Here is a 22,748-nt window from a genome sequence, read left to right as displayed (position 1 = left end):
ATTACTATTTTAATCAATTTTTTGATAGAAAGAGTCAAACAAACTGCAACATGCTCTATCAAAAACACGTGGTAACAATAACCAATGATTCAACTACTTTTAGTGAGCACTGTCACACCAACAAAAAGCAATTTAAAAATTCGTTACACAAAAATACGATCTTAATCACACGAAAACGATATCTTATTGCCGAAATCACAAAAATTCGTTTTCTCACGCATGTACTCTTTACTCTGTTTTCCAGTCCTATAACGAAAAAAACGGCATGATAAACAATACATCATTGTTCATATCATACCGTTTGGACTAGTCACTAATGCTCAGAGCAATTAGTTTTTACTTTTCGCTCTGCGGCTTAAAGCGCAATAAACGTAATGCATTCAGTGTTACTAACGCTGTTGCACCACTGTCTGCAAGTACTGCAACCCAAAGCCCTGTAAAGCCCAATAAGGTTGTGACAAGGAACACCGCTTTTAAACCTAATGCTAAGCTGATGTTTTGACGAATATTGCTCAATGTTGCACGAGATAATTCAATCATCACTGGCAGTTCAGAAACACGGTTATGCGTAATTGCTGCATCAGCGGTTTCTAGCGCTACATCTGTACCACCGCCCATCGCGACACCAATTGTTGCTGTTTTCATTGCTGGCGCATCGTTAATACCATCACCCACCATGGCAACAGAATGTAGCTCACTTAGCTTACGGACTTCTGTTACTTTGTCTTCAGGTAATAGCCCTGCACGAAAATCAATATTTATTTCTTTAGCAATCGCAGCTGCCGCACGTGGGTTATCACCCGTTAGCATCACTGAATTCACGCCAATGCTTTTCAGCTTAGTGATCGCTTCTAAAGCATCACTTCGTAAATTATCACGCCATGCAACCAAACCTACAGCTTGCTGATTACGAACGGCTACCACCAGCGTTTTACCTTCGCTTTCTAGATCTAACGCTTGCTGTTGCTGATTATCAGTTAACACAATTTGCTCTGGTAGACGATCGGCAGCACATAACATAAAGTTATCGCCTTCGGTAACACCTTGGATACCGCGACCTGCTAGTGCCTCACGATTTTCTGCCTCAACAACTGATAATGATTTTTCTCGAGCAAGGTTAACCACAGCTGTTGCTAATGGGTGTAACGAGCCTGATTCAACGGCCGCAGCTTGACGTAATAATTGATCGGGATTGTTATCCCAGCTAATTAAATCCGTCACCACAGGTTTACCTTCCGTTAGCGTACCTGTTTTATCAAACGCAACAGTTTCGATATGACCAAGTTGTTCTAGTGCAGCACCACCTTTGATTAATGCACCGCGACGCGCTGCTGCTGCTAAACCTGAAGTAATTGCTGCTGGCGTTGAAATAACAAGTGCGCAAGGACAAGCAATAAGTAATAACGCTAGACCTTTATAAATCCACTCATCCCATGATTGACCAAAAACAAGCGGCGGTATAATGATGGCAAGTGTTGCTAATAGCATCATTGCAGGAGTGTACCAACGGCTGAATTTATCAATAAAGCGCTCTAGCGGTGCTTTACGTGATTCTGCATCTTCAATGAGATGAAGAATACGGTCGATCGCATTTTCACCTTGCGCAGACACAATCGTTAATCGAACCACTTTGTCTGATGCCATGCTACCCGCCATTACTTTCTGGCCAGGTGTTCGTTCAACCGGTACTGATTCCCCTGTTAGCGCGCTTTCATCAAAACTCGCGACCACATCTAAAACTTGGCCATCAGCCGGTAAACGCTCACCGGGTACGACTTCAATCACATCACCGGGTTTTAACTCGCTTGCTGGAACTTGTTTCTTCTCACCGTTTGGCAGCACTACATTGGCATCTTCAGGCACCAAATCCATTAATGCTTTTACACCACTTCGTGCACGTGATGCGGCATACCCTTCTAATTGTTCACCAATTAAAAACAGTAAAATGACCATTGCCGCTTCTGCGGTTTCCCCTAAGTACAGTGCACCAATGGCAGCAATACTCATTAGGGTTTCAATCGAGAATGGTGAACCTGATTTACCTAAGCTAATAGCTTTTTTCACAATGGGCACTAAGCCAACAACTGTGGTTAAAGTAAATGCCGCTAAACCCCATGAATGTGACACTTTATCAATTAAGAAAGAGGCAATCATCATTGCCGCAATAACAATGACTTCTAAGTGTTCTTGAATAAATGATTTTTTTGGTAACGCTTCAGCCGCTGCAACATTAGACACTAAGGTAAAACCAGTTGCCTGTGCTTTATCTTCAATCTGTTTTTTTAATTTATTGTTATCGGTTTGCTGATTAGCTTGCATGTTAACGATTAGCTTTTCCGTCGCAAACATCACTTTTACCGTTTCAACTTCAGTAAGACTCGAAATTGATTTTTCCAATTTAGCCGCGCAGCTTGGACAATCCATGCCTATCACTTTCCAGCTAAATGTTTGACCGTGAGCCGATTGTGCTAGAGACGCTTCAATCGCTTGCTCTTTTGATGAGGTTGACGTTGAACAACAACTTTTTACTGAAGATGAATGACTTGAGTCGTCATGTTCTGAATGCTGGTGCTCTGACTCTACGTGCGCGTGTTGAGAGGCGCTTTCAGTGTCTGATGAACCAATAGAAGATACTGTAAAGGTTGATTGTTTTTTATTTGGGTGAATGGCATCTATTGCTGATAGTGTTGCTGCATTAAGTACTTTGTCACTCTTAGATGAGCAACAGGAAGCAGGGCCGTCGGTATCAGACTCACCACAACCTTCGGTGTGTTTTTGTACACTCTCAGAAGCGGTTGATGAACAGCATGTCGCTGACTCACAAGATTCAACAGTGACTGTCGCTTTTGTTACCGCTGTTGGTTTTGCAGCATGAACATGCAGTTTTTTATTATTACATTGAGCACACATAATCGTTCTCCTTGAGTGCTTTGATTATCTGTAGTCAATATAAACCTTGGAGTAATGTCTAAGGTCAATAAAAAAAGCCAAACTTTTATGGTTTGGCTTTTGCAGTCAACTCATACTATATGCTCATCTATCACCGCTAAAGCTTCATCACCAGAATCACAGGTACTCATAAGGTCTGATTCAGAGCGTATTTATTATTTGTTTTTTTCAGCTTTTACATCATCGTCAAGGTGTTCACTATTCAGTGCTTCTTCTAGTACCCCTTCGGTTCCCATATAAGTACGAGATGAGCAGAACGGTGTTACTGGCACAGATGGCGTTAATATTTCATGATCAGCCACATCTTGATGTTCATGCGCTAAGCCCATTTTCTTAACTTGTTTTAATACTAAATAAAAACCCAGTAAGCCAAAGACAACGGAGCCAACCGCTTGGCCGATTAACACCCCACTCGCACCGGCAAGATGTCCCCCAATAAGTACAAAAGGGATCGTACCTATTGTTGCTTTCCCCATATTCAATGCTGTTGACCATGTTGGACGATTGAGGTTGTTGAATGCTGCATTGGCAACAAAGAGTGCGCCATTAAAAATAAAAGTTACAGCAATGAAGGTACAGAACACACCGACAATTTCTGCAGCATCTCCCGTTAAACTGAAGATAGCGATGAGCTGATTTTGTCCTAGCCATAGAACGATAGACACCAAAACACAATATACTGCAGTAAAGAGCATTGCATCACGTAGAATTTGTTGAATACGATCCCAGCGTTCAGCACCAAAGTTTTGCCCAATAATAGGGCCAACGGCGCCTGATAACGAAAAAACTAAAGCAAAGCAGACTGGCATAATACGCCCGATAACGGCATAACCTGCCACAAAGCTCTCGCCAAATTGTGCAATATTACTTGTAACAACCGCATTACCAATAGGCGTCGCGGTATTGGTTAAAATGGCAGGAAACGCAATTTTAGCAATGGTTGGCATCGCCAATTTAAACTGAGAAAAATCAGGCTTTGCTAATAATTTATGTTTATAAATAACAACATATAACGAGAAGATGGTCACAGCTAGGCGTGCAATAACTGAAGATATCGCAGCACCTTGCATGCCCATTGAAAAACCAAAAATAAATAATGGATCAAGTACTGCATTCACACCACCGCCAATCAGCGTTGTCATCATTGAACGACGAGCATCACCCACACCACGCATTGCAGCGCCTGCCGCCATAGATACAGCCATTAACGGTGCGCTTGGTAGTAGAATAATCAGATACTGGCTAGCGGCTTCTGCGACATGTCCTTTTGCACCAATTGCATCAAGTAATAGAGGCAAATTCCACAGCATAGCTGCAACCATTACAATACTAATAAAGACAGCAAACAACATGACATTCGTCGCCATACTTTTAGCCTGCCCTCGATCATTTTGACCTAAAGCGCGCGAGACAAGTGCGCCAGAGGCAATTGATGTACCTATCGATATAGAAGTAGAGAAGAAGACTAACGTACCTGCAAAACCAATAGCAGCTGCCAGTTCAACTTCACCCAACAGGCTAATGAAAAACATATCTAATAAATCAACCAAAAACAGCGCCATCAAGCCGATTGCACCAGTTCCAGACATCACAACAATGTGGCGCATTGGTGAACCTGTAACGAATTTAGCTTGATGGTTTTCAGGTGCTTCTGTTGATGAATGTTGTTTCACTAAAACCTCTATACCTTATAAAACAGCTCGAATATCCATATTTGCAACTAAAAAATAAAGGCGCTAAATAGCGCCTTTACATAATCAATTAAGACTTAAATATATAGCATTAAAGTGGATGTTTAAAGCAATCCCCTAAGTGAGTACTGATCGCGGTAAGAACATCACGACGCGTTATCACACCAAGTAATTGTCCATTATCAACCACAGGATAAATCTTAGGTTTTTGACCCGTCATAATTTGTGCTAATTCAATAATTGAATCATCACTCGAGACCGTTAATACATCATCACGCATACAATCTTTAACAGTATGAGAGTCTTGGCAGTGATAACCCACTTTCAGTAATGTATGGATCATATCTTGTTCTGATAAAAAGCCGATAACCTGCTTGTATTCATTAATAACAGGTCCACCAATTTGTTTTGCTGTCAGCAACTTGTCGAGTGCTACAGATAATGACATTGATTCGCTGAATGTCACTGGGCGGACGTTCATATAATCTTTTACTTTTAATGATTCCATGTATCCCCCAAAACTACCTTTGAGTATGTAAACCTGACAAGCCTTTGTAGTTATTATTGATAGCTAAAAACCTGCCCCTTATTACATTTAAGCCTATTTCTTCAAATTTACTAAATTAGAATTTGTATTTTTATCAACAGTTAAGGTTCTTTGACTCATAATTAATACATTGATACAAAAAAGCGCCTCAAAATTAGAGACGCTTTTTCATTAAGCAATTGTTTATTATTAATGCATCATCAGCATAGACAGCATTGCTAGCGGGATTTTCAAACCTGAACCAAAGACAAGCTGTGAGCCTTCCACTTTCACAGTTAATTTATAGCTATCTTGATCTTCTGTAATGATCTTCTGTTGCAGTAGTTCTGGTACTTTTGCTGCAAGCTGTGGTTCATTAGATACAAAACCTTTTGGCATTGAGATGTTAATATTACCCACTAATTTATTTGGTAATGCAGCTAAGTTTTCAGACGCACGCGCTAAGCCTGGTTTAAGCTCAAGTAAAAGAGATGCATTCACTTTACCTTGTTCTGTCATCATGCTGAGATCAGATAAATCAACAGTGGCACCTTTAGCAACTAATAAATCTAGAGCAAGCATTGCATCTTGCATCTGCGCTTGTTGCTGCTCTACCGTTGTAGCCTCTTCCATTACTGCTAAACGGCTAATCGCTTTATAGTTAAGATCTTTTAATGCCAGTGCAAAATTGAAATCGGTATATTGCTGACCATCAAGGGTCACAATTTTCTTAATCGAAATATTATTCGTATTCGTTACTTGCTGTGTTTCATCTGTCGGTGTTTTTTCATCTTTCGGCTGACTTAACGCATTTTTCATCATCATCCTCATGCCTTCTAACTCAACATGATGCTGATTATCTGCCGATGCGAAATTTGCTTTGCCTAAATTGAATGTCTGATCACCGATCCAGAAATTACCCTGCATTTGACCACTACCTTGACCTTCAAAGGCATTCACTTGCATGGCTTCACCGCTATCTGTTTTCACATTTATAGAAGGTAACGTATAATTGAATTTACCTGCACCATCTGCATTTGCACTGCCCGTTAACACAAAAGCTTGGCTTTTAACAAAAGCTCCTGACTGATTATAATCAATCGGATTAATCGTCATCGTAAAATCGGTATTTCCCGTCAAAGAGGAATCGGTCACTAAGGTGATAGGTTGAACATTTTCACCCCAAATACTACTGATCAGTGGGGCGACTTGTTTATCAATTTCTAATTCACTGCTCGACTTAACACCTAAGAATCCGTTTTTAATATGATGCTTAACTAACCATGTAGTTGGTAAACCTTCCTCTTCAAATGTTGTTTTTAAGGTATCTTTTAATTCAATACGAGAGACTGCATCAGAAGAAAGATAACCGCGCTCAAAACTTTGATTCGTAATGGTCATATAAGGGCTGTGATAATCTTTAATGGCTCCCATATATAAACTTTGACCTATTTGTCCTGTGGCTAATGGCCAACAAAGGATCACGGTAACCGCACCTGCTCCTGCTACAACGTTCTTCAACAACATATTGAATCCTGATTAATAAATTTAAGTGCAAATATATGACTATATCATCAACTTTTTAAAGGGCTGTCGTCAACTAGAACTCACTGATTAATAAGAAAACAGATCAAGTTTGCAATTTGTCTTTTTGATCCTTTCTTATACTAATAGCTGAGTTATTTGATATGGTATTAATAAATACAAATAATAATTATGTTTATTAAGGTAGTTAGTCTTATGAAAATCGCACTCTTTAGCGCAAAAAAATATGACGAAGAATCCTTCTCTAAAATCAACCAACAATTCGGCCACAAGATCGCTTACTTTGATTTCCCGCTCAATAAGCAAACAGCTAAAATGAGTGAAGGGTTTGATGCAGTTTGTGCCTTTGTTAATGATGATTTGAGTGCACCTGTCTTAAAGTGTTTAGCAAAACAGGGCATTAAAGTCATTGCGATGCGTTGTGCCGGATTCGACTTGGTCGATTTAGAAGAAGCGAAAAAACAAGGGATGCAGATCGTGCGTGTACCAGCATACTCGCCGGAGTCTATCGCAGAGCACACACTAGGCTTAATGCTGAGCCTTAACCGTCGTATTCATCGAGCATATCAACGTACTCGTGATGCTAACTTCTCCTTAGATGGCTTAACCGGCTATAACTTTCACGGTAAAACCGTTGGTGTTGTAGGTACGGGTAAAATTGGCTTAGCGACAATCCGTATTTTAAAAGGCTTTGGCATGAATATTCTTGCTTTTGACCCATATCCAAATCCAGCGGCGATTGAGTTAGGTGTCACTTACGCAAGCCTTGATGAGATTTACAAAGTGGCAGATGTGATCACATTACACTGCCCTATGTCAGAAGAAAACTATCATATGCTTGATAAAGCGGCTTTCGACAAAATGAAAGATGGCGTCATGATCATTAATACCAGCCGTGGTGGACTTATCAATTCAAACGATGCTGTTGAAGCATTAAAATCACAACGTATTGGTGCGTTGGGTGTTGATGTGTATGAAAATGAAAAAGATTTATTCTTCCAAGACAAGTCAAATGATGTAATTCAAGATGATGTATTCCGCCGTTTATCATCCTGTCACAACGTACTTTTCACTGGACACCAAGCCTTTTTAACGGAAGAAGCTTTGGGCAATATAGCTGAAACTACGCTGAAAAATCTGTCTGATTTTGATCAAGGTAAAGTATCAGGAAATGAAGTGCTAGATTAATAAATAATGCCGCTAAATATATAAAATTTAGCGGCATTTTTATTTATGGTATTGATTTTAAAAATAACACTCTGCTTATTTTAACCAATCTCACTGAATAACCAATCACTAAAAGCTTTTATTTTAGGGGTGTTTTGCATGTTATGCCGGCACACAACATAATAACTAAAAGGTGATGGTGCCATCATATCAAAAGGTGTAACTAGCCGTTTTTCCACTAACTTTTCAGCAATAAATGAGTGCCTTCCCATGGCAACACCGATCCCACATTCAGCCGCTTGTAAAGCCAAATCGGAACGATCAAATGTACATTCCGATCCAGGTAATTGAGTACCGTATTGCTCTGCCCATAGCTGCCATTCATCATTTCGCCCAGCCCTTGCCCACGGCGCAGCATCATGGAGCAATAAACATTGCATTAAACCTTCAGGGTTATCATAAAGATCATTTGCGATAGCATAATCATGGCTACACACTGGCTGCATCGCTTCATCCATTAATTTACACGAATGCAAACCTTGATATTCCCCTTTGCCAAAATAAATCGCGCAATCAAAACTTTCTGTTTGAAAATCGACAAGTTCATTACGGGTTCGCAAATGAATACGTAGCATGGGATAAAGGTCAATAAAGGATTTTAAGCGGGGTAATAACCAAGTTTGAGCAAACGTTGGTGGTACAGAAATATTTATATCACCGCTTAGCTCAACATTTTTCAAATCACGTATTTCGTGTGCAATATCGCCAAAGTTAGCTGCAAGCACTTGTTTTAAAAGAAGTCCTTCATCTGTGAGTATCAGTTTGCGAGGCTGACGAATAAAGAGTTGGACGCCTAATGCTTCTTCAAGATTTTTGATTTTATGGCTAACCGCACTTTGAGTTAAAAATAAAACTTCAGCCGCACGTGTGAAGCTCATTTGTTCAGCTGCTATAAGAAAGCAATGTAAGCCAGAAAGTACAGAACCAGAAAGGTTAGAAAGTTGCATAATACCGCCACATTAAAAATCTAGTAGCAAGCATAACAAGAAAATGATCGGGGCTCAGCTATAAATATGAGTCCCCGAATAGTGTCAACTAATTAGCCATACTACGGTATTGCTCAAGCAAGCCTGATTTATACTCGTCAGTTAATAATTGCCAGTGACAGCCTTTGACTGCCCCCGCAAAAATCCATAACAAATTACGATTGACTTCTTCTCCATGGTGTTCGCATACTTTACGATAAACATTAACAGCACCCAACTCTAAAAAAGTAGGTACATCTAATACACCTGTTCGTTTAACCATTCTTTCAAGCGTTAATCGCATATTGGGTAAATCACGTAAACGTTTACTCGCACCAGACTGCTTAAATGCCTTATCTTTACATGAAAACTCAATCGATTTAGCTACTAATTGATTACAAACCTGCGGATCTTTTTCTAAAAGCTCTCTTATTTCGTAATAATTAACTGTTGCCGTTTTGCTTTTCTTTATATGTTTAAATTTCGCACAACCTAACTTTATTAACTCCGGATCCAGTTTTTCGCCACCTCGAATATACATAGAAGCCGGTGTAACTATCGCAAACATCGCACCGTCTATAAATACTCCTGTTCCACCAAACATGGATCGTTTTTCTTGTTGTCCGAACTTGTTTAAATAATTTAAATAATCTTCCTTTGGTGATGTCACAACTAATTCTCCATAATGTGGTATTAATCAATTATTCCAAACACGTCAAATAACCTAGCCAAACAATAGATTAGATTGTTAATTATTCGACAAAGCAATTGTATGCTCCTAATCATTATAGATTAAATAAGCAGCAGTCAAATATGAGATTACTCGCATATTTTTTGTCGAAAAATAATGTATATCAAACTAGATTTGCAGCATTTATCACGCAAGAATCAATAATGAATTGCATATCTATCATCATTATTATCAGTGCCGACTATCTTTAAGATATTTACAGTTAATAGAGTATACGCTGGAGCTATGAAAAAAATTCCATTGTTCCCATATGTAAACCACATTCTTCCCAATGGAAGAACTCAGCTAAAAATTGCACAAGCTCGTCATATTCGTATGGTGAAAGAAGCCCTTATTTCTAAAAAAGGGTTTGTAATGGCAATGATAGATAGCGAACGTGAGCACAGCGAAGTTAAAGATGTTCCTGCATTAAGTACGCACGTTAAAATCATAGACTTCAACCTACTCGAGGGCGATTTATTAGGTATTACGGTAGAAGGTATCGATCTACTCAAAATAGAACAAATTAAGATTGATGATGATAAGCTTTTAGTGGCCGAATGTATGCCTTTTAACACTTGGGCTCCCTCTCAAATTACAATGAGTAACGAGTGTTTAGCCAAACGATTAAAGCAACTTTATTCTTCTCAACCAGAAATAGGCCATTTATATCCTACCGCATTGTTTGATGATATGACGTGGGTCTGTCAACGTTGGTTAGAAGTACTACCGATAGAAGTAAAGTATAAGCAAATGCTGATTCATCAAAAAACGCCCAATCTAGCCATTCGTTTTTTAATAAAGTTACTTCAAGATAATAAATTAAACCATTAGTGGGATGAACATCATTTATTTTTAATTTATAACCTACTCACTTCAAATAAATTACGAGACAAACTACTCGATTACGCTATCAAACGATAGAATTTGATTATTATTTTATAAGATTAGTTTTACATGTCGCATTTATCTTTTTTTTGGTTAAAACATAGCCGTGATCATCAAATAAAAGCGTTGGAATCTGAGTTTTGTAACTTAGTAAAACAATCTGCGCAACAAAATAAGCTTAAGCTTCCTCCTATCCCTGATGTGCTAATGAAGCTAAATCAATTATGTAATGATGATGAAAGCACCATTCATGACGTGGCTGATTTACTACTTGATGATCCCGCCCTAACCGCTACCATTATTCGAACCTCTAATACGGTATTATTTAACCGCCGTAATGTTGTCTGTAACGATCTTCTAACTGCGGTCTCTCGTCTTGGATTGTTGCGGGTACGTGATATCGCTACCGCGCAAGCAATTGCTGAATTACGAAACCTAAAAACTGAAAATCTTGCTTGTAATCAACTGCTCAGTCAAAGTGCGATTCGTTCACGTCAATTTGCAGGTACGATGGCTCTAATTTGTCAAAGCTTAATAAAGCACAGTGAAAAGCCCTTAAAAATAGAACCGGAAAAAGCTCTATTAACAGGCTTACTGGCTGATATTGGTGTCTTTAGTTTAATCTACGAATATCTTAATTATATTGCAAACGATAATTATCTTGATATCGATATTGCCAAATATATTTTCAAAGAAACCTGTATGAAAACAAGTTTGATCGTATTAAAAGAGTGGGGATTTGATAATGATTATCTTGAAATCGCCTCTAATAAACGACAGCCTTATGGAAATAATAACGATGCGTTAAGTTATCTTGATATCGCCCGTATGGCACACCACTTATTGTTGTTTAAAAATAACGATGATGCTATCGACGAAAATGATGTTGAGCTCGACCTTGTAGGAGCTGAGGTTATATATGAATTAACTAACTTACCCGCTCACGAATTTAATCAACGAGTGAAAAACATCGTTCGTGAAAGTGGATTCTGACCTAACCCTCACCCCTTCTTTTTTTCTTACTTAAAAAGAAGGGGGAAACATCCATCTATAAGCCCCCACTTGCCTATATACTCCCTCTTTATCACTGTGTTAAATTAGATTTCTGTTAAAAATATAAATAAATGAATTCATTATTGCTGGTTACTTTGTGTTACATAACCAAATCCTCTAGCAAATAAATCACTAACTCTCTGAATATATTTAAGGACTAATGTGTTGTCTGGGATTCTACTTATCTTTTTGCCGCTTATTATTGGCTATCTCATCCCTCTTCATAATAAAAAACACCTCGATTTTATTAATGCTCAAACTAGCCGCTTAGTCTTGGTGATTTTGACATTAATGGGATTAAGCATAGCTGCGCTAGATAATCTCAGCCAAAACTTAAACCAAATCCTTATCTACACCACAACATTTTTTATCTCAATCAGTGTATGTAACCTTGCTGCACTCCCTTTTTTAGATCGTTTATGGCCAACACAAACGATTGATGGACACCATCATTTACCGATGGCAAAGATGATGATGGAATCAGTTAAATTGGTCTTTGTTGTAGCAGCCGGGTTGATCGTAGGTTTAATACTTAATATTAATTTGGCATGGGTTGATCAAGCAAGTGAGGCCATTTTATTACTATTACTGTTTTTTATTGGCATCCAATTACGTAATAGCGGTATGACGTTAAAACAAATAGTGCTCAACAAAAAAGGGATGATTATAGCTGCTGTGATTATCAGTACATCTTTTCTAGGCGGGATAATCGGCGCACTTATTCTAGGTATCCCACTTAATCATGGCTTAGCCATGGCTTCGGGTTTTGGTTGGTATTCTCTCGCGGGTATTTTAATTGGCGACGGCTTAGGTAATGTATTTGGTGGCGCTGCATTTTTAAACGAGTTACTGCGAGAGATCCTTGCGCTAATATTAATTCCGCTACTCATCCATCGTTATCCCAATACAGCTATTGGTTATGCTGGGGCAACGGCTATGGATTTCACCCTACCCGTGATTCAAAACACAGGAGGTGTGCGCTGCGTACCTATCGCCATTGTCAGTGGCTTTATTCTTAGCCTGTTAGTTCCAGTTTTCATATTATTTTTCTTATCGCTATAACAGTGATAAAAATAAGTGAAAAAAAACCGCAGTTTTCACTGCGGTTTTTATTTATCGCTCTACTACTTTTGTATGATTTTTTTTGTCATGCCAAGGTGGATTGGTAAACGTCAGATATTGCGCACCAGCATAGAGGGGATATAGCCCTAATGTTGCAATACATAGATAAATCTTATCAAACTCACGCTTTAAATAACGTTGCTTTGTGAACAGCTCATCATCGCTAGATATCACTTTCACACTTAACAAAGCGCGTGATAATGAAGTGCCAAGTAACCGATAACACAACCAGTGATAGCCCATAAAGACACCAACAAATAATGCCATGATGCCAATAATTAACAGTAACAATACTGGTAGTGCCATTGTATCGTTAAGCGATAACGATACTCCTGTACCATTGGTAATATAACCAACCACACCAAGGAAGATATCTTTGGCGATCATTGCAAACATCTGCACGATAGCCATATCAATCATAAACGTACCAATACGTCTGTATTTCAATGAAAAGCTGCTCATTGCTTAATTACTTACCAAGTTTTGAATTAATTTGAGCTTTAAAGCCTGCCGCTTGTGCACCATAGATAGCTTGAATGCCCGTACCACCTACTTTTACTAAACCTTTAGCGCCTAGGTTTTCAGTCCAGTATTTATTATCTTTAACAAGCTCACCGTCTTTAACTGTAATACGTAGACGTGTAATACATGCATCAACATCAACAATGTTATCTTTACCACCTAATGCTTCGATCATTTCATTGATTTGGCTGTCATCAGAACCACTCCCTTTTGCTGCTTGGTAATCTTTCTTACGAACAACCGCAACAGCACTCCCCTTACGACCCGGTGTCTTGATATCAAACTTCAGAATGAACCAACGGAACAACAAGAAGTAAACAGGACCATAAATTAGACCGAGTAGTGGGATGTAGTACCAGTGGTTTTCAGTCCCCGTTAGGCCAGGAAGCATACCAAACAGTGTAAAGTCAATGAAACCACCACTGAACGTCATACCAACTTTCACGTTTAGTAAGTCCATGATCATAAATGATAGACCTGCTAGTGGTACGTGAATAAAGTAGTAAAGCGGTGCAGATAAGAATAGGAATGTAAATTCAATCGGCTCTGTAATACCTGTTAGGAACGCTGTTAGCGCAACAGAGAACAATAGACCCGCAACTTCTTTCTTATTCTCTTTATCAGCCAGCGTGTACATCGCGTATGCAGCTGCAGGTAGACCAAACATCATGAATGGGAATTTACCTGTCATAAAGTTAGTTGAAGAGAACTGAGAATAATCACCGTTAGCTAAAGAGCCAAAGAAGACATTTTGTGTTCCTTTGTAAACCTGACCTGCAATTTCAGCAGTACCGCCTATCTCTGTCTGCCATAAAGGAAGATAGAATACGTGGTGTAGACCAACAGGGATAAGCGCACGTTCAATAATACCGAAGATGAAAGAAGCAATATAACCATGACCAGAAGCTGTCATTTCACCCAATGTTGCCCCGATAGAACCGAATACTGCACCGATGTAAGGCCAAATGAATACAAGTGCTATACCGTAGAACAATGCAGAAAACGCACTAACGATAGGAACGAAACGCGCACCACCAAAGAAACCTAAGAACTCAGGAAGCTTAATGTCATGGTACTTGTTATGAAGAACAGCGGTAATACCACCAGCGATAAGACCACCGAATACACCCATACTTAGCGTGTTGTGAATACCTAATACATCAGCTAACACTCCCGCATAATGAGTGCCCATTAAGATTACAGTGTTATTTGTTGTATCGACCATGCCAGCAACTGATAGCGTTTTCGCAATCGCAGTATTCATGATTAAATAAGAAATTGTTGCTGCTAATGCTGCTGCGCCTTTTTCTGCTCGAGCAAAGCCGATTGCAATCGCAAGCGCGAACAGTAAAGGTAGATTTGCAAAAATGATATCGCCTGCAGCGGTCATCACCTGTAGAAAACTATTTAAAAGTGTTCCGTCTTGCAAAATACCAATATTGTATGCGTCAATCATACTCTGGTTGGTAAAACTACCACCAAGACCTAGCATAATACCTGCAGCTGGTAATAGCGCTATCGGCAGCATCACTGCTTGCGATAGTTTACTAAAGAAGGCTTTCATTACCTTATCTCCTCGATATGGGATCTAAACTTGTATCAAAAATAATTAAGACTTTGTTTGTCTTTATAACCATTATTTTAATTACTTCAATAAGCGTAGTAATGCACACTCACACGAGACAAGCTCAAATTACCGAGGTAATTGATTGTGATAGTGAACATTATTTCCTGAGTGCTATATTTATCTAAAATAATAAAAACACTAACGACATACCCCCGTAGTCATAATGTTAGTATTTATTGTTTGTTATTTCTGAAAAATATAATTTTCGATAAGTAATATAACTTGATGATTGTCATACTTACTACTGGATAGTCATACAAGATTCAGAATATATAATAGAGATCACATCGAAATAAAGATATTAAAAAGCAGAAACAAACTTACAAGAGGTTGATAAAAAACAACTTTAAAACAAAAAAAACCATTAAAAATAATAGATTAATTTCTAAATAGTTACTTATATTACCAATGTAACATTCGTAAGGGTAATAACACTTTATATTTACTGGAATACGTGAATATTGATTGAGAATTTCACATCTCGATTCTAATTAGAGTAGCTATATATGATAATTTATAACTTAAAAGTGAGGTTAAACGACTCTTTCGCTTAAAGTAATGTAGATGATAAAAATAATAACAGTACTATGACCTTAAAAGGTTTCTTGTTGTTGAGACGCTATCCACTCTATAGTTAAACGATTTCAAATGCAGATCGTTGTCACGACTTTGAATTTAAATGAAATACCACCGTATCATCGTTAGCTATTTCAAAGCGGTTAAAAAAAATCCCGTAACTTTCATTACGGGATTATGAGCGTTTAGCAAATAAGATTAAACTTATTCTTTATGAGCCGCTTTTTCTTCTGGAGTACGATAATCGAAGAAGTAAATAAGTAACATCGGTACAATAAATGCTACTGCAATTGATACTGCGTACACCCACATTGGGTTGAACACAGGGATAGTCAGTAACGAAGTAAATGCAAACGCCTGAGTTTTAATACCACCGTATTGAGAACCTAGAATTGCAATTGTTAAACCACCAGCTAGACAACCAGGAAGCATACGTGAGTAAACTTTCTTAAAGCGTAAGTGGATACCGTATAGTGAAGGCTCAGAAATACCACCGAATAAACCAGCAGCCAATGCACCAGAAGCTGTTTGACGCATGGTTTTATCTTTTTCACGTAATGAAATTAGTAGTACACCCGCTGTTGCACCGAAACATGCGAAGTTCCAAACACCCATAGGACCTTGAATGAAGTCATAGCCCAATGTTTGAATATTCATTAACATCAATGCATTTAGAGGCCAGTGAAGACCAAGAGGTACAAGGAATGGGTACAGTAATGGAATTAGAATTGCGAACACAAATGGTGCATTTGTATTTAGCCAAGCTAAACCAAGACCTAAGTAAGTACCAATCCAAACACCTAGAGGACCAATTAAGAACGCTGTAAGCGGAATCATGATAATCAAAGATAAGAACGGCACAAATACCATGTGCAGATTCTCTGGAATAATCTTCTTCAGGAATCGATAAAGAACAGCTAATACAGCAACCATGATTAGCGGTACAAATACGTTACCAGAGTAATCATTAAGCTGCATTGATAAACCAAAGATATCAGCAACATGAGATACAGTACCAAGTGTCGTATCTTTAATCGACGTTGTTGATGCCATTGAAGATAACTTTTGGAACTCAGGCGTCATAAGTGCGCCCATGATTGCAGCACCTAACCAAGGATCAACCTTCAGTTTTTTCGAGGCATTGTAAGCAACCATAATAGGCAAGAAGTAAAATACTGTATGCCACATTGAGTCAACGAAAACCCAACCAGCAGACTTATCACCCCTAAAGTCAACAATATGAAGAGCATCTAATACGGCACATAGTGCAATAATTAACGACGCACCTAATAAAATACCTAAAATTGGACGGAACGAATCTGAAAGGTATTCAAAGAAACCATCAACCCAAGCGACTTTCCCTCGTACACCACCAGAGCGCATAGAAGCTTTGATATCATCATTTGATGCATTATCAGCTTTCACTTCATTCGTACTTGTTGTGCCACTACCCGCTTGATTTTCGATCAGTTGCTGGATTGCACTATGCATAGTCGCAACACCACCGCCGACAACAATTTGGTAGCGTTCACCGCTTTGAGGAATACACCCCATTACTTCAGGAATGGCATCTAATGCTGCTTTATCAACAATAGAATTATCATTTAATTCAAAACGTAAGCGAGTTGCACAGCAAGTGAAGAATTTTATATTTCCTGCGCCGCCAACCCCTTCAAGGATCTTCTCAGCTGAAGACTTATTGCCATTCGACATAATTATTTACCCTTTATATATCTAAATTTATAACTGCAGAATGTCATTGACACTCACAGAGACATCTTTAATAACTAATTAATTTGATTAGTATAATTAGGACTTAATATAAAATGCTGTCTACTTTAATTAATTTATCTTTAACATCACGTAATGATAAATTGATTAAAGCATTCCCTGAAAGCATTACCCCCGATATTAATATTGCGCGTTTTTGACCGATTTCGCTAGAACATACGTAAATAACATCAGAAATATAAAACATTGATCACATTAATTAATAATAAAGCATTGAATTGCTGATAATAAACATAAAAATTCACTTTTTATTAAGATTGGATGACAAATATAAAACCGAGTTGATACAATATTTTAACTATTAGAGATTATTAAAGTTTTGTAATATTTAATAGTGAAGGAAATAACCCACTTATCTATAGAAATACAAACAATATTAATTCCCTTACATTTTATACTGAAGATATAAATTCAGTGACTTTTGTTACTTTTGTTACTTTTGTAATAATTAAAGTTATTAATTTATATATTTACTCTTGCCTATATTTAAGCCCCTCAAAAAAAAAGAGAAGCCAACGCTTCTCTTTTTTAAAATCAATATATCAATATTATTTCTTTGCTAAAGAAAATAGCGTAAAGAAATTTTCAGTGGTTGCTTCTTCAACCTCTTCAACGGAAAGGCCTTTTAGCAACGCAATGTATTGAGCAACTTCGCGTGTATACGCAGGCTGATTTTGCTTTCCTCGATATGGAATTGGCGCAAGGAATGGAGAATCAGTTTCAACTAACAAACGATCCAGTGGTAACTGGCTTACCACATTTTTCAGATCGCTAGCTGTATTAAATGTTACAATTCCTGAAATCGAGATATAAAAACCAAGTTCAATCGCATCTAATGCCATTTCAAGCGATTCCGTGAAACAGTGTAATACACCGCCACATTTTTCAGCCCCTTCTTCACGAAGAATACGCATTGTATCTTCACGTGCCATACGTGTATGAATGATTAGTGGCTTATTCAATTCAACCGCGACACGAACTTGTTGGCGAAAGATCTCTTGCTGAAGCTCTGCCGTATCAGGCTGATAATGGTAATCTAACCCGGTTTCACCAATAGCCACAACTCTTTCATGTTGTGCATAAGCCTTAAACTGTTCGTAGTTATAGCCAGACTCAACATCTAAAGGATGGATACCGCAAGAAGCAAAAACATTTTCGTAAGGGGCGATCATTTCCATCATTTTAGGAAAAGCGGCCAACGTTACACCAACAGAAAGGAAATACTCTACACCTCTTTCTTTGGCTTTATTAAGTACATCATCAATCCCTGTATGTAACTTATCGTAATCAAGTTTGTCGAGATGACAATGTGAATCAACTAACACGGGCGTTCCTCTTTTATTTCTGAATATGACTATAAATACAAAGCTCAATACTACGCTTAATCTTGAATAAAGCCAGTTAGCCACTCTACAACTAACAGCTCAATATTCAATCCTGTATGCTGCTCTAGTTTACGGTAAAGTGTATTAATTTTTCTTGATTGCTCAAGTAACAAAGCACCCGAAACCTTTGAAGCAACCTGTTGTACTACCACTAAAGACTCTTTATGCACAAAACTATTACTTACGCCTTGCTGATACTTAAAACAGTCGACTAAAAAATAGCTCAACCATTTTAATGTAGCAATACCGTCTGCAGTACACATCGCGGTAACATCATAGATGCCAATATTTGGTGGCTGTAAAAACTCGGCAAAAGCTTTGATCAAATTAGCATGGCGAATATTCATACCACTTTCAACAAACGCTAACGTTGACAACGGCGCACCGCTATTAAGACGAATAGATTCAACGTTAATAGATTGCATTAATTTATGCTCAACCCACTGCTTTACATTTGCTTCAGCAGGAATGGGTAAACGCCATTTGTTACAACGGCTGACAATAGTCGGCAATAAACTATCTAAACTTTGCGCCGTCAAAATAAACTGGCAACCTTTCGGCGGCTCTTCAAGCGTTTTTAAAATCGCATTCGATCCCGCTTCTCCCATTGCATCGGCATGTTCAATTAAAATCACACGCTGACCATTTAAGTGAGAGGTTTCTGTAGCCCAGCGGTTACATTGTCGAACCGCATCAACACCAATTTTTTTACCTTCTTGTTCAGGCTTAATAGTATGAAAATCAGGATGACTATTGGCTTCAAACAATTTACAGCTATGACAAACATCACATGGCTCTGTTTCATTGTTTTGACACAAAACGGTTTTAGCTAACTGGCGCGCGAGAACATCACAACCACTGCCTTTTAACGCCAATAACAAAATAGCATGGTGAAGCCGCTTTTGTTCTAACAACTGTTGCCAATTCTGCCATAACGACTCTTGCCAAGGGTACAACATGTTATTGCTGCTCCAACCACGCATTCAGCGCAGACTGTAGATCTTCAGTAACTTTTTCTAAACTTTGGCTTGCATCGACAATAATGACGTTTGGCTGATTTTCTGATAATTCAAGGAAACGCGCACGTGCACGATGAAAGAAATCGATATTCATTTGTTCAATACGATCTAACGCACCACGCCCGCGGGCACGTTGTAACCCCAGTTCAGGATCAATATCCATGTAAATCGTCAAGTCAGGACGAAAATCACCCAGTACCGTATCACGTAAATTTTCCATTAATGCTCTATCAAAACCACGACCGCCCCCTTGGTATGCTTGGGATGACATATCATGACGATCGCCAACAACCCACAGACCTTGGTTCAGTGCAGGTTTAATCACGTTATCAACCAATTGAATACGTGCAGCATAAAGAAGTAATAATTCAGCCATATCTGTTAATGGCTCATCAGGATGCCCTTCTTTAACAAGTGCGCGCATTTGCTCAGCCAAGGGTGTACCGCCAGGCTCTCTTGTTGACGCAGGAGCATGAATACCATGCTGTGCCAATGTAGCGATTACTTGCTTAATCGCTGTACTTTTACCGGCCCCTTCAAGGCCTTCGATGACAATAAATTTACCGACCATTGTGACTATTTTCTTAATGTTTTTAGGTATGCACGAACCGCTCGGTTATGCTCAACCAAAGTTGCAGAGAATTTATGCCCACCTTTACCATCAGCAACGAAGTAATAGTAATTGCTTTCATCAGGGTTAACGGCTGCAAATACTGACGCTTTACTTGGCATTGCTATCGGCGTTGGTGGTAAACCTTTCATGGTATAAGTGTTATAAGGCGTTGGGGTTCTGAGATCTTTTTTACGAATATTACCGTCATATTTATCACCCATGCCATAAATAACCGTTGGGTCTGTTTGTAAAGGCATCCCTTTACGTAAGCGATTCATAAAAACAGAAGCAACCATACCTCGTTCTGTTGGTACAGAAGTTTCTTTTTCAATAATAGAAGCCATGATCAATACTTGATAAGGATCTTTTAAAGGCAAATCTTTCTCACGTACTTCCCACGCTTTGGCTAACTCTTTATTCATCGCGAGATAAGCACGTTTTAGTACCGCAATATCGGTAGTACCCGCCGTGTAATGATAAGTATCAGGCAATAAGTAACCTTCAATTTTCATGTTATCAATACCAATTGCTTTCGCAATTTGTGACTCTTCCATACCATCACTAACATGCTTTAATTCAGGCGCGGCTTGAATTTTTTTTAACCATTCACTAAAACGCTCACCTTCAACCAAGGTAATTGAGTATTGAAACTCCTTACCAGAAGCAATCAATGCCAAGGCTTCTTGCAATGTTATCTTTGGCTCTAAGCCGTAAGTCCCTGCTTTAATATCCGTTAAAGATGGCTCTAACTTTCCGACCCAGCGCGTCCATTGTGATGTCTTGATCACTTTATCTTGTACAAGCTGATTAATTAACCCTCTAAACGATGTCCCTGGTTTAACTGTTAACATTACCTGCTCAGTATTAATGACAGGCAGATTTAGCTCGTTCTTAACTTGAGTATACGCCCAGACAGCAGCACCTGCCGCCATTGCAGCAAGAATGAAAACAATAAGAATCAACTTCTTTAACACGTATATAGCCTCTTTTTTAATACGTCGAGTAGTGACTGTTCTTTATAATAGGTAGAGTCAATCACCTTTATTGGCACTAACTCCATTAACGCATTGGTTATAAATACTTCATCAGCACAAAGCAAATCTGGCAATGAATAATTACCTAATTCTAACGTATATGGCAAAGTTGAAAGCAATGTAATGACATGTCGACGCATTACACCTTCAACTCCCGATCCAGTTAAATCAGGCGTATAGACAATATTTCCTTTACGCCAGAAGATATTAGATGCTGTTGTTTCAATAACATGATTATTGGTATTGAGTACCACCGCATCCAACCATTGTTTATGTTCGACTTCTTGTTTTAAAAGCACCTGTTCAAGTCGATTTAAGTGCTTCATACCCGCAAGCATTGGACTATAACCAAGTTGCTGCTGACATACACCCAGTAAGATGCCCTCTTTCTGCCATTGTTCGTAATGAGCAGGCCAGTTGAACGTACTAAAAATAACTGTTGTGTCATCGCAACCCGTTGAGCTATATCCCCTACCGCCGCAACCTCGGCTGATTAATATTTTCACCCCACCGCGATCTGTAAATGTCGCCGCAGATTGTTCAGCTTGCAAGAATACTTGATCCCAATTAGGTTCATTAATCGCCAACCTGCGTAACGTTTGTTGTAGACGCTCAACATGAAGTGACCATAACAACAGCTTTCCCTGTTTAACGCCTATTGTCGAAAAACAGCCATCTCCATATTGTGTAGCACGATCAGTTATTGCTAACTCTCCTTGCTTCTGACTGTTAATAAACCCCATCGATTATCCTTTTTTTATGATAAAAAACAGCCCGATACCTACAAAGATATCGGGCTGCTAATCATATCAGGTTATCACATGATTTTCCTGATGCTATTTAAAGACAAATGTAACTACATTTTCTTAAATAATAATGAACCGTTAGTACCACCGAAGCCAAATGAGTTACACAATGCGTACTCTAGATTTGCTTGGCGTGCTTCGCCTGGAACATAGTCAAGATCACAACCTTCACCTGGATTTTCCAAGTTAATTGTTGGCGGAACCACTTGATCAACAAGGCTTAGAATTGTGATGATTGATTCAACAGAGCCAGCAGCACCTAGTAGGTGACCTGTCATTGATTTAGTTGAAGACACCATCACGTTATCAACCGCATTACCCATAGCGCGCTTAATACCTAATGTTTCAGCAACATCACCCGCAGGTGTCGATGTCCCGTGCGCGTTAATGTAACCAATTTGGTCTGCATTGATACCCGCATCACGGATACATGCTTCCATTGCTAGCGCGCCACCTGAACCATCAGCACTTGGTGACGTCATGTGGTACGCATCACCACTCATACCAAAGCCCACAAGCTCAGCATAAATTTTGGCACCACGTGCTTTTGCATGTTCGTACTCTTCTAATACAATCACACCAGCACCATCACCTAAGACGAAACCATCGCGATCTTTGTCCCATGGACGAGAAGCTGCTTGAGGATCATCGTTACGTGTGGATAACGCTTTAGCAGCAG

At 38.8% G+C, this 22,748-nt stretch carries 19 protein-coding genes; 4 read left to right on the top strand and 15 right to left on the bottom strand.

Features of this window, described 5'->3' with window-relative positions; all coding sequences use genetic code 11:
• Positions 1-336 precede the first annotated feature (336 nt).
• The 4 genes from SKA34_RS09090 to SKA34_RS09075 all read right to left on the bottom strand — a co-directional run bounded on the left by SKA34_RS09090 (position 337) and on the right by SKA34_RS09075 (position 6,693).
• Positions 337-2,910, bottom strand: coding sequence for a zinc/cadmium/mercury/lead-transporting ATPase (locus SKA34_RS09090; protein WP_006645222.1), 2,574 nt, complete (start codon positions 2,908-2,910; stop codon positions 337-339).
• 194 nt (positions 2,911-3,104) lie between these two features.
• Positions 3,105-4,622: an MATE family efflux transporter gene (locus SKA34_RS09085; protein ID WP_006645221.1), complete on the bottom strand. Its 1,518-nt coding sequence runs from the start codon at positions 4,620-4,622 to the stop codon at positions 3,105-3,107.
• A gap of 109 nt (positions 4,623-4,731) precedes the next feature.
• The gene (locus SKA34_RS09080) at positions 4,732-5,148 is read right to left on the bottom strand and encodes a CBS domain-containing protein (RefSeq protein WP_006645220.1); all 417 of its coding nucleotides are present in this window, start codon (positions 5,146-5,148) and stop codon (positions 4,732-4,734) included.
• A 228-nt stretch (positions 5,149-5,376) separates the two neighbouring features.
• Positions 5,377-6,693, bottom strand: coding sequence for a DUF945 family protein (locus tag SKA34_RS09075; RefSeq protein WP_006645219.1), 1,317 nt, complete (start codon positions 6,691-6,693; stop codon positions 5,377-5,379).
• A gap of 213 nt (positions 6,694-6,906) precedes the next feature.
• On the opposite strand from SKA34_RS09075, the gene SKA34_RS09070 reads away from it, so the two are divergent.
• Positions 6,907-7,899 carry a 2-hydroxyacid dehydrogenase gene (locus SKA34_RS09070; RefSeq protein ID WP_006645218.1) on the top strand — a complete coding sequence of 331 codons (993 nt, stop codon included), beginning with the start codon at positions 6,907-6,909 and terminating at the stop codon, positions 7,897-7,899.
• 80 nt (positions 7,900-7,979) lie between these two features.
• On the opposite strand, the gene dsdC is transcribed toward SKA34_RS09070, so the two are convergent.
• Both dsdC and SKA34_RS09060 read right to left on the bottom strand, forming a co-directional pair.
• Complete coding sequence (gene dsdC / locus SKA34_RS09065; RefSeq protein WP_006645217.1) at positions 7,980-8,885, bottom strand: DNA-binding transcriptional regulator DsdC; 906 nt, start codon at positions 8,883-8,885, stop codon at positions 7,980-7,982.
• 88 nt (positions 8,886-8,973) lie between these two features.
• Complete coding sequence (locus tag SKA34_RS09060; protein ID WP_006645216.1) at positions 8,974-9,573, bottom strand: TfoX/Sxy family DNA transformation protein; 600 nt, start codon at positions 9,571-9,573, stop codon at positions 8,974-8,976.
• A 306-nt stretch (positions 9,574-9,879) separates the two neighbouring features.
• Between SKA34_RS09060 and SKA34_RS09055 the strand changes: the two genes are divergently transcribed.
• The 3 genes from SKA34_RS09055 (at position 9,880) to SKA34_RS09045 (ending at position 12,636) form a co-directional block, all read left to right on the top strand.
• Positions 9,880-10,467, top strand: a complete 588-nt coding sequence (locus SKA34_RS09055; protein ID WP_006645215.1) for an LON peptidase substrate-binding domain-containing protein — start codon at positions 9,880-9,882, stop codon at positions 10,465-10,467.
• Between the two features lie 123 nt (positions 10,468-10,590).
• Positions 10,591-11,514 (top strand): HDOD domain-containing protein, encoded by a 924-nt coding sequence (locus SKA34_RS09050; protein WP_006645214.1) that lies wholly within the window; start codon positions 10,591-10,593, stop codon positions 11,512-11,514.
• Between the two features lie 222 nt (positions 11,515-11,736).
• Positions 11,737-12,636: a lysine exporter LysO family protein gene (locus tag SKA34_RS09045; protein WP_039860176.1), complete on the top strand. Its 900-nt coding sequence runs from the start codon at positions 11,737-11,739 to the stop codon at positions 12,634-12,636.
• 51 nt (positions 12,637-12,687) lie between these two features.
• On the opposite strand, the gene SKA34_RS09040 is transcribed toward SKA34_RS09045, so the two are convergent.
• From SKA34_RS09040 to SKA34_RS09000, 9 genes are all read right to left on the bottom strand, one after another.
• Positions 12,688-13,158 (bottom strand): RDD family protein, encoded by a 471-nt coding sequence (locus SKA34_RS09040; protein ID WP_006645212.1) that lies wholly within the window; start codon positions 13,156-13,158, stop codon positions 12,688-12,690.
• Between the two features lie 7 nt (positions 13,159-13,165).
• Complete coding sequence (locus tag SKA34_RS09035) at positions 13,166-14,782, bottom strand: PTS transporter subunit EIIC (RefSeq protein WP_006645211.1); 1,617 nt, start codon at positions 14,780-14,782, stop codon at positions 13,166-13,168.
• A gap of 843 nt (positions 14,783-15,625) precedes the next feature.
• Complete coding sequence (locus SKA34_RS09030; protein WP_006645210.1) at positions 15,626-17,134, bottom strand: PTS transporter subunit EIIC; 1,509 nt, start codon at positions 17,132-17,134, stop codon at positions 15,626-15,628.
• 626 nt (positions 17,135-17,760) lie between these two features.
• Positions 17,761-18,537 carry a TatD family hydrolase gene (locus SKA34_RS09025; RefSeq protein WP_006645208.1) on the bottom strand — a complete coding sequence of 259 codons (777 nt, stop codon included), beginning with the start codon at positions 18,535-18,537 and terminating at the stop codon, positions 17,761-17,763.
• A gap of 56 nt (positions 18,538-18,593) precedes the next feature.
• Complete coding sequence (gene holB, locus SKA34_RS09020; protein WP_006645207.1) at positions 18,594-19,556, bottom strand: DNA polymerase III subunit delta'; 963 nt, start codon at positions 19,554-19,556, stop codon at positions 18,594-18,596.
• A gap of 1 nt (position 19,557) precedes the next feature.
• Positions 19,558-20,187 carry a dTMP kinase gene (tmk, locus tag SKA34_RS09015; RefSeq protein ID WP_006645206.1) on the bottom strand — a complete coding sequence of 210 codons (630 nt, stop codon included), beginning with the start codon at positions 20,185-20,187 and terminating at the stop codon, positions 19,558-19,560.
• A 5-nt stretch (positions 20,188-20,192) separates the two neighbouring features.
• On the bottom strand, positions 20,193-21,203 hold the full coding sequence (gene mltG, locus SKA34_RS09010; RefSeq protein ID WP_006645205.1) for an endolytic transglycosylase MltG: 1,011 nt from the start codon (positions 21,201-21,203) through the stop codon (positions 20,193-20,195).
• Positions 21,197-22,006 carry an aminodeoxychorismate lyase gene (pabC, locus tag SKA34_RS09005; RefSeq protein WP_006645204.1) on the bottom strand — a complete coding sequence of 270 codons (810 nt, stop codon included), beginning with the start codon at positions 22,004-22,006 and terminating at the stop codon, positions 21,197-21,199. Before pabC ends, mltG begins: the two co-directional genes overlap by 7 nt.
• Positions 22,007-22,119: 113 nt before the next feature.
• Positions 22,120-22,748: beta-ketoacyl synthase N-terminal-like domain-containing protein (locus tag SKA34_RS09000; protein ID WP_006645203.1), on the bottom strand; the 629-nt coding region annotated here is incomplete at its 5' end.

This window comes from Photobacterium sp. SKA34, assembly GCF_000153325.1.
Lineage (GTDB): Bacteria > Pseudomonadota > Gammaproteobacteria > Enterobacterales > Vibrionaceae > Photobacterium.
This window is presented reverse-complemented; position numbering and strand designations above follow the sequence as displayed.

Bases quoted from the DNA above. Each gene is read 5' to 3' on its own strand.
- tmk (WP_006645206.1), bottom strand. From the start codon at position 20,187: ATGGTCGGTAAATTTATTGTCATCGAAGGCCTTGAAGGGGCCGGTAAA.
- holB (WP_006645207.1), bottom strand. From the start codon at position 19,556: ATGTTGTACCCTTGGCAAGAGTCGTTATGGCAGAATTGGCAACAGTTG.
- SKA34_RS09075 (WP_006645219.1), bottom strand. From the start codon at position 6,693: ATGTTGTTGAAGAACGTTGTAGCAGGAGCAGGTGCGGTTACCGTGATC.
- SKA34_RS09080 (WP_006645220.1), bottom strand. From the start codon at position 5,148: ATGGAATCATTAAAAGTAAAAGATTATATGAACGTCCGCCCAGTGACA.
- SKA34_RS09030 (WP_006645210.1), bottom strand. From the start codon at position 17,134: ATGTCGAATGGCAATAAGTCTTCAGCTGAGAAGATCCTTGAAGGGGTT.
- SKA34_RS09040 (WP_006645212.1), bottom strand. From the start codon at position 13,158: ATGAGCAGCTTTTCATTGAAATACAGACGTATTGGTACGTTTATGATT.
- pabC (WP_006645204.1), bottom strand. From the start codon at position 22,006: ATGGGGTTTATTAACAGTCAGAAGCAAGGAGAGTTAGCAATAACTGAT.
- SKA34_RS09050 (WP_006645214.1), top strand. From the start codon at position 10,591: ATGTCGCATTTATCTTTTTTTTGGTTAAAACATAGCCGTGATCATCAA.
- SKA34_RS09070 (WP_006645218.1), top strand. From the start codon at position 6,907: ATGAAAATCGCACTCTTTAGCGCAAAAAAATATGACGAAGAATCCTTC.
- SKA34_RS09055 (WP_006645215.1), top strand. From the start codon at position 9,880: ATGAAAAAAATTCCATTGTTCCCATATGTAAACCACATTCTTCCCAAT.
- SKA34_RS09035 (WP_006645211.1), bottom strand. From the start codon at position 14,782: ATGAAAGCCTTCTTTAGTAAACTATCGCAAGCAGTGATGCTGCCGATA.
- dsdC (WP_006645217.1), bottom strand. From the start codon at position 8,885: ATGCAACTTTCTAACCTTTCTGGTTCTGTACTTTCTGGCTTACATTGC.
- SKA34_RS09090 (WP_006645222.1), bottom strand. From the start codon at position 2,910: ATGTGTGCTCAATGTAATAATAAAAAACTGCATGTTCATGCTGCAAAA.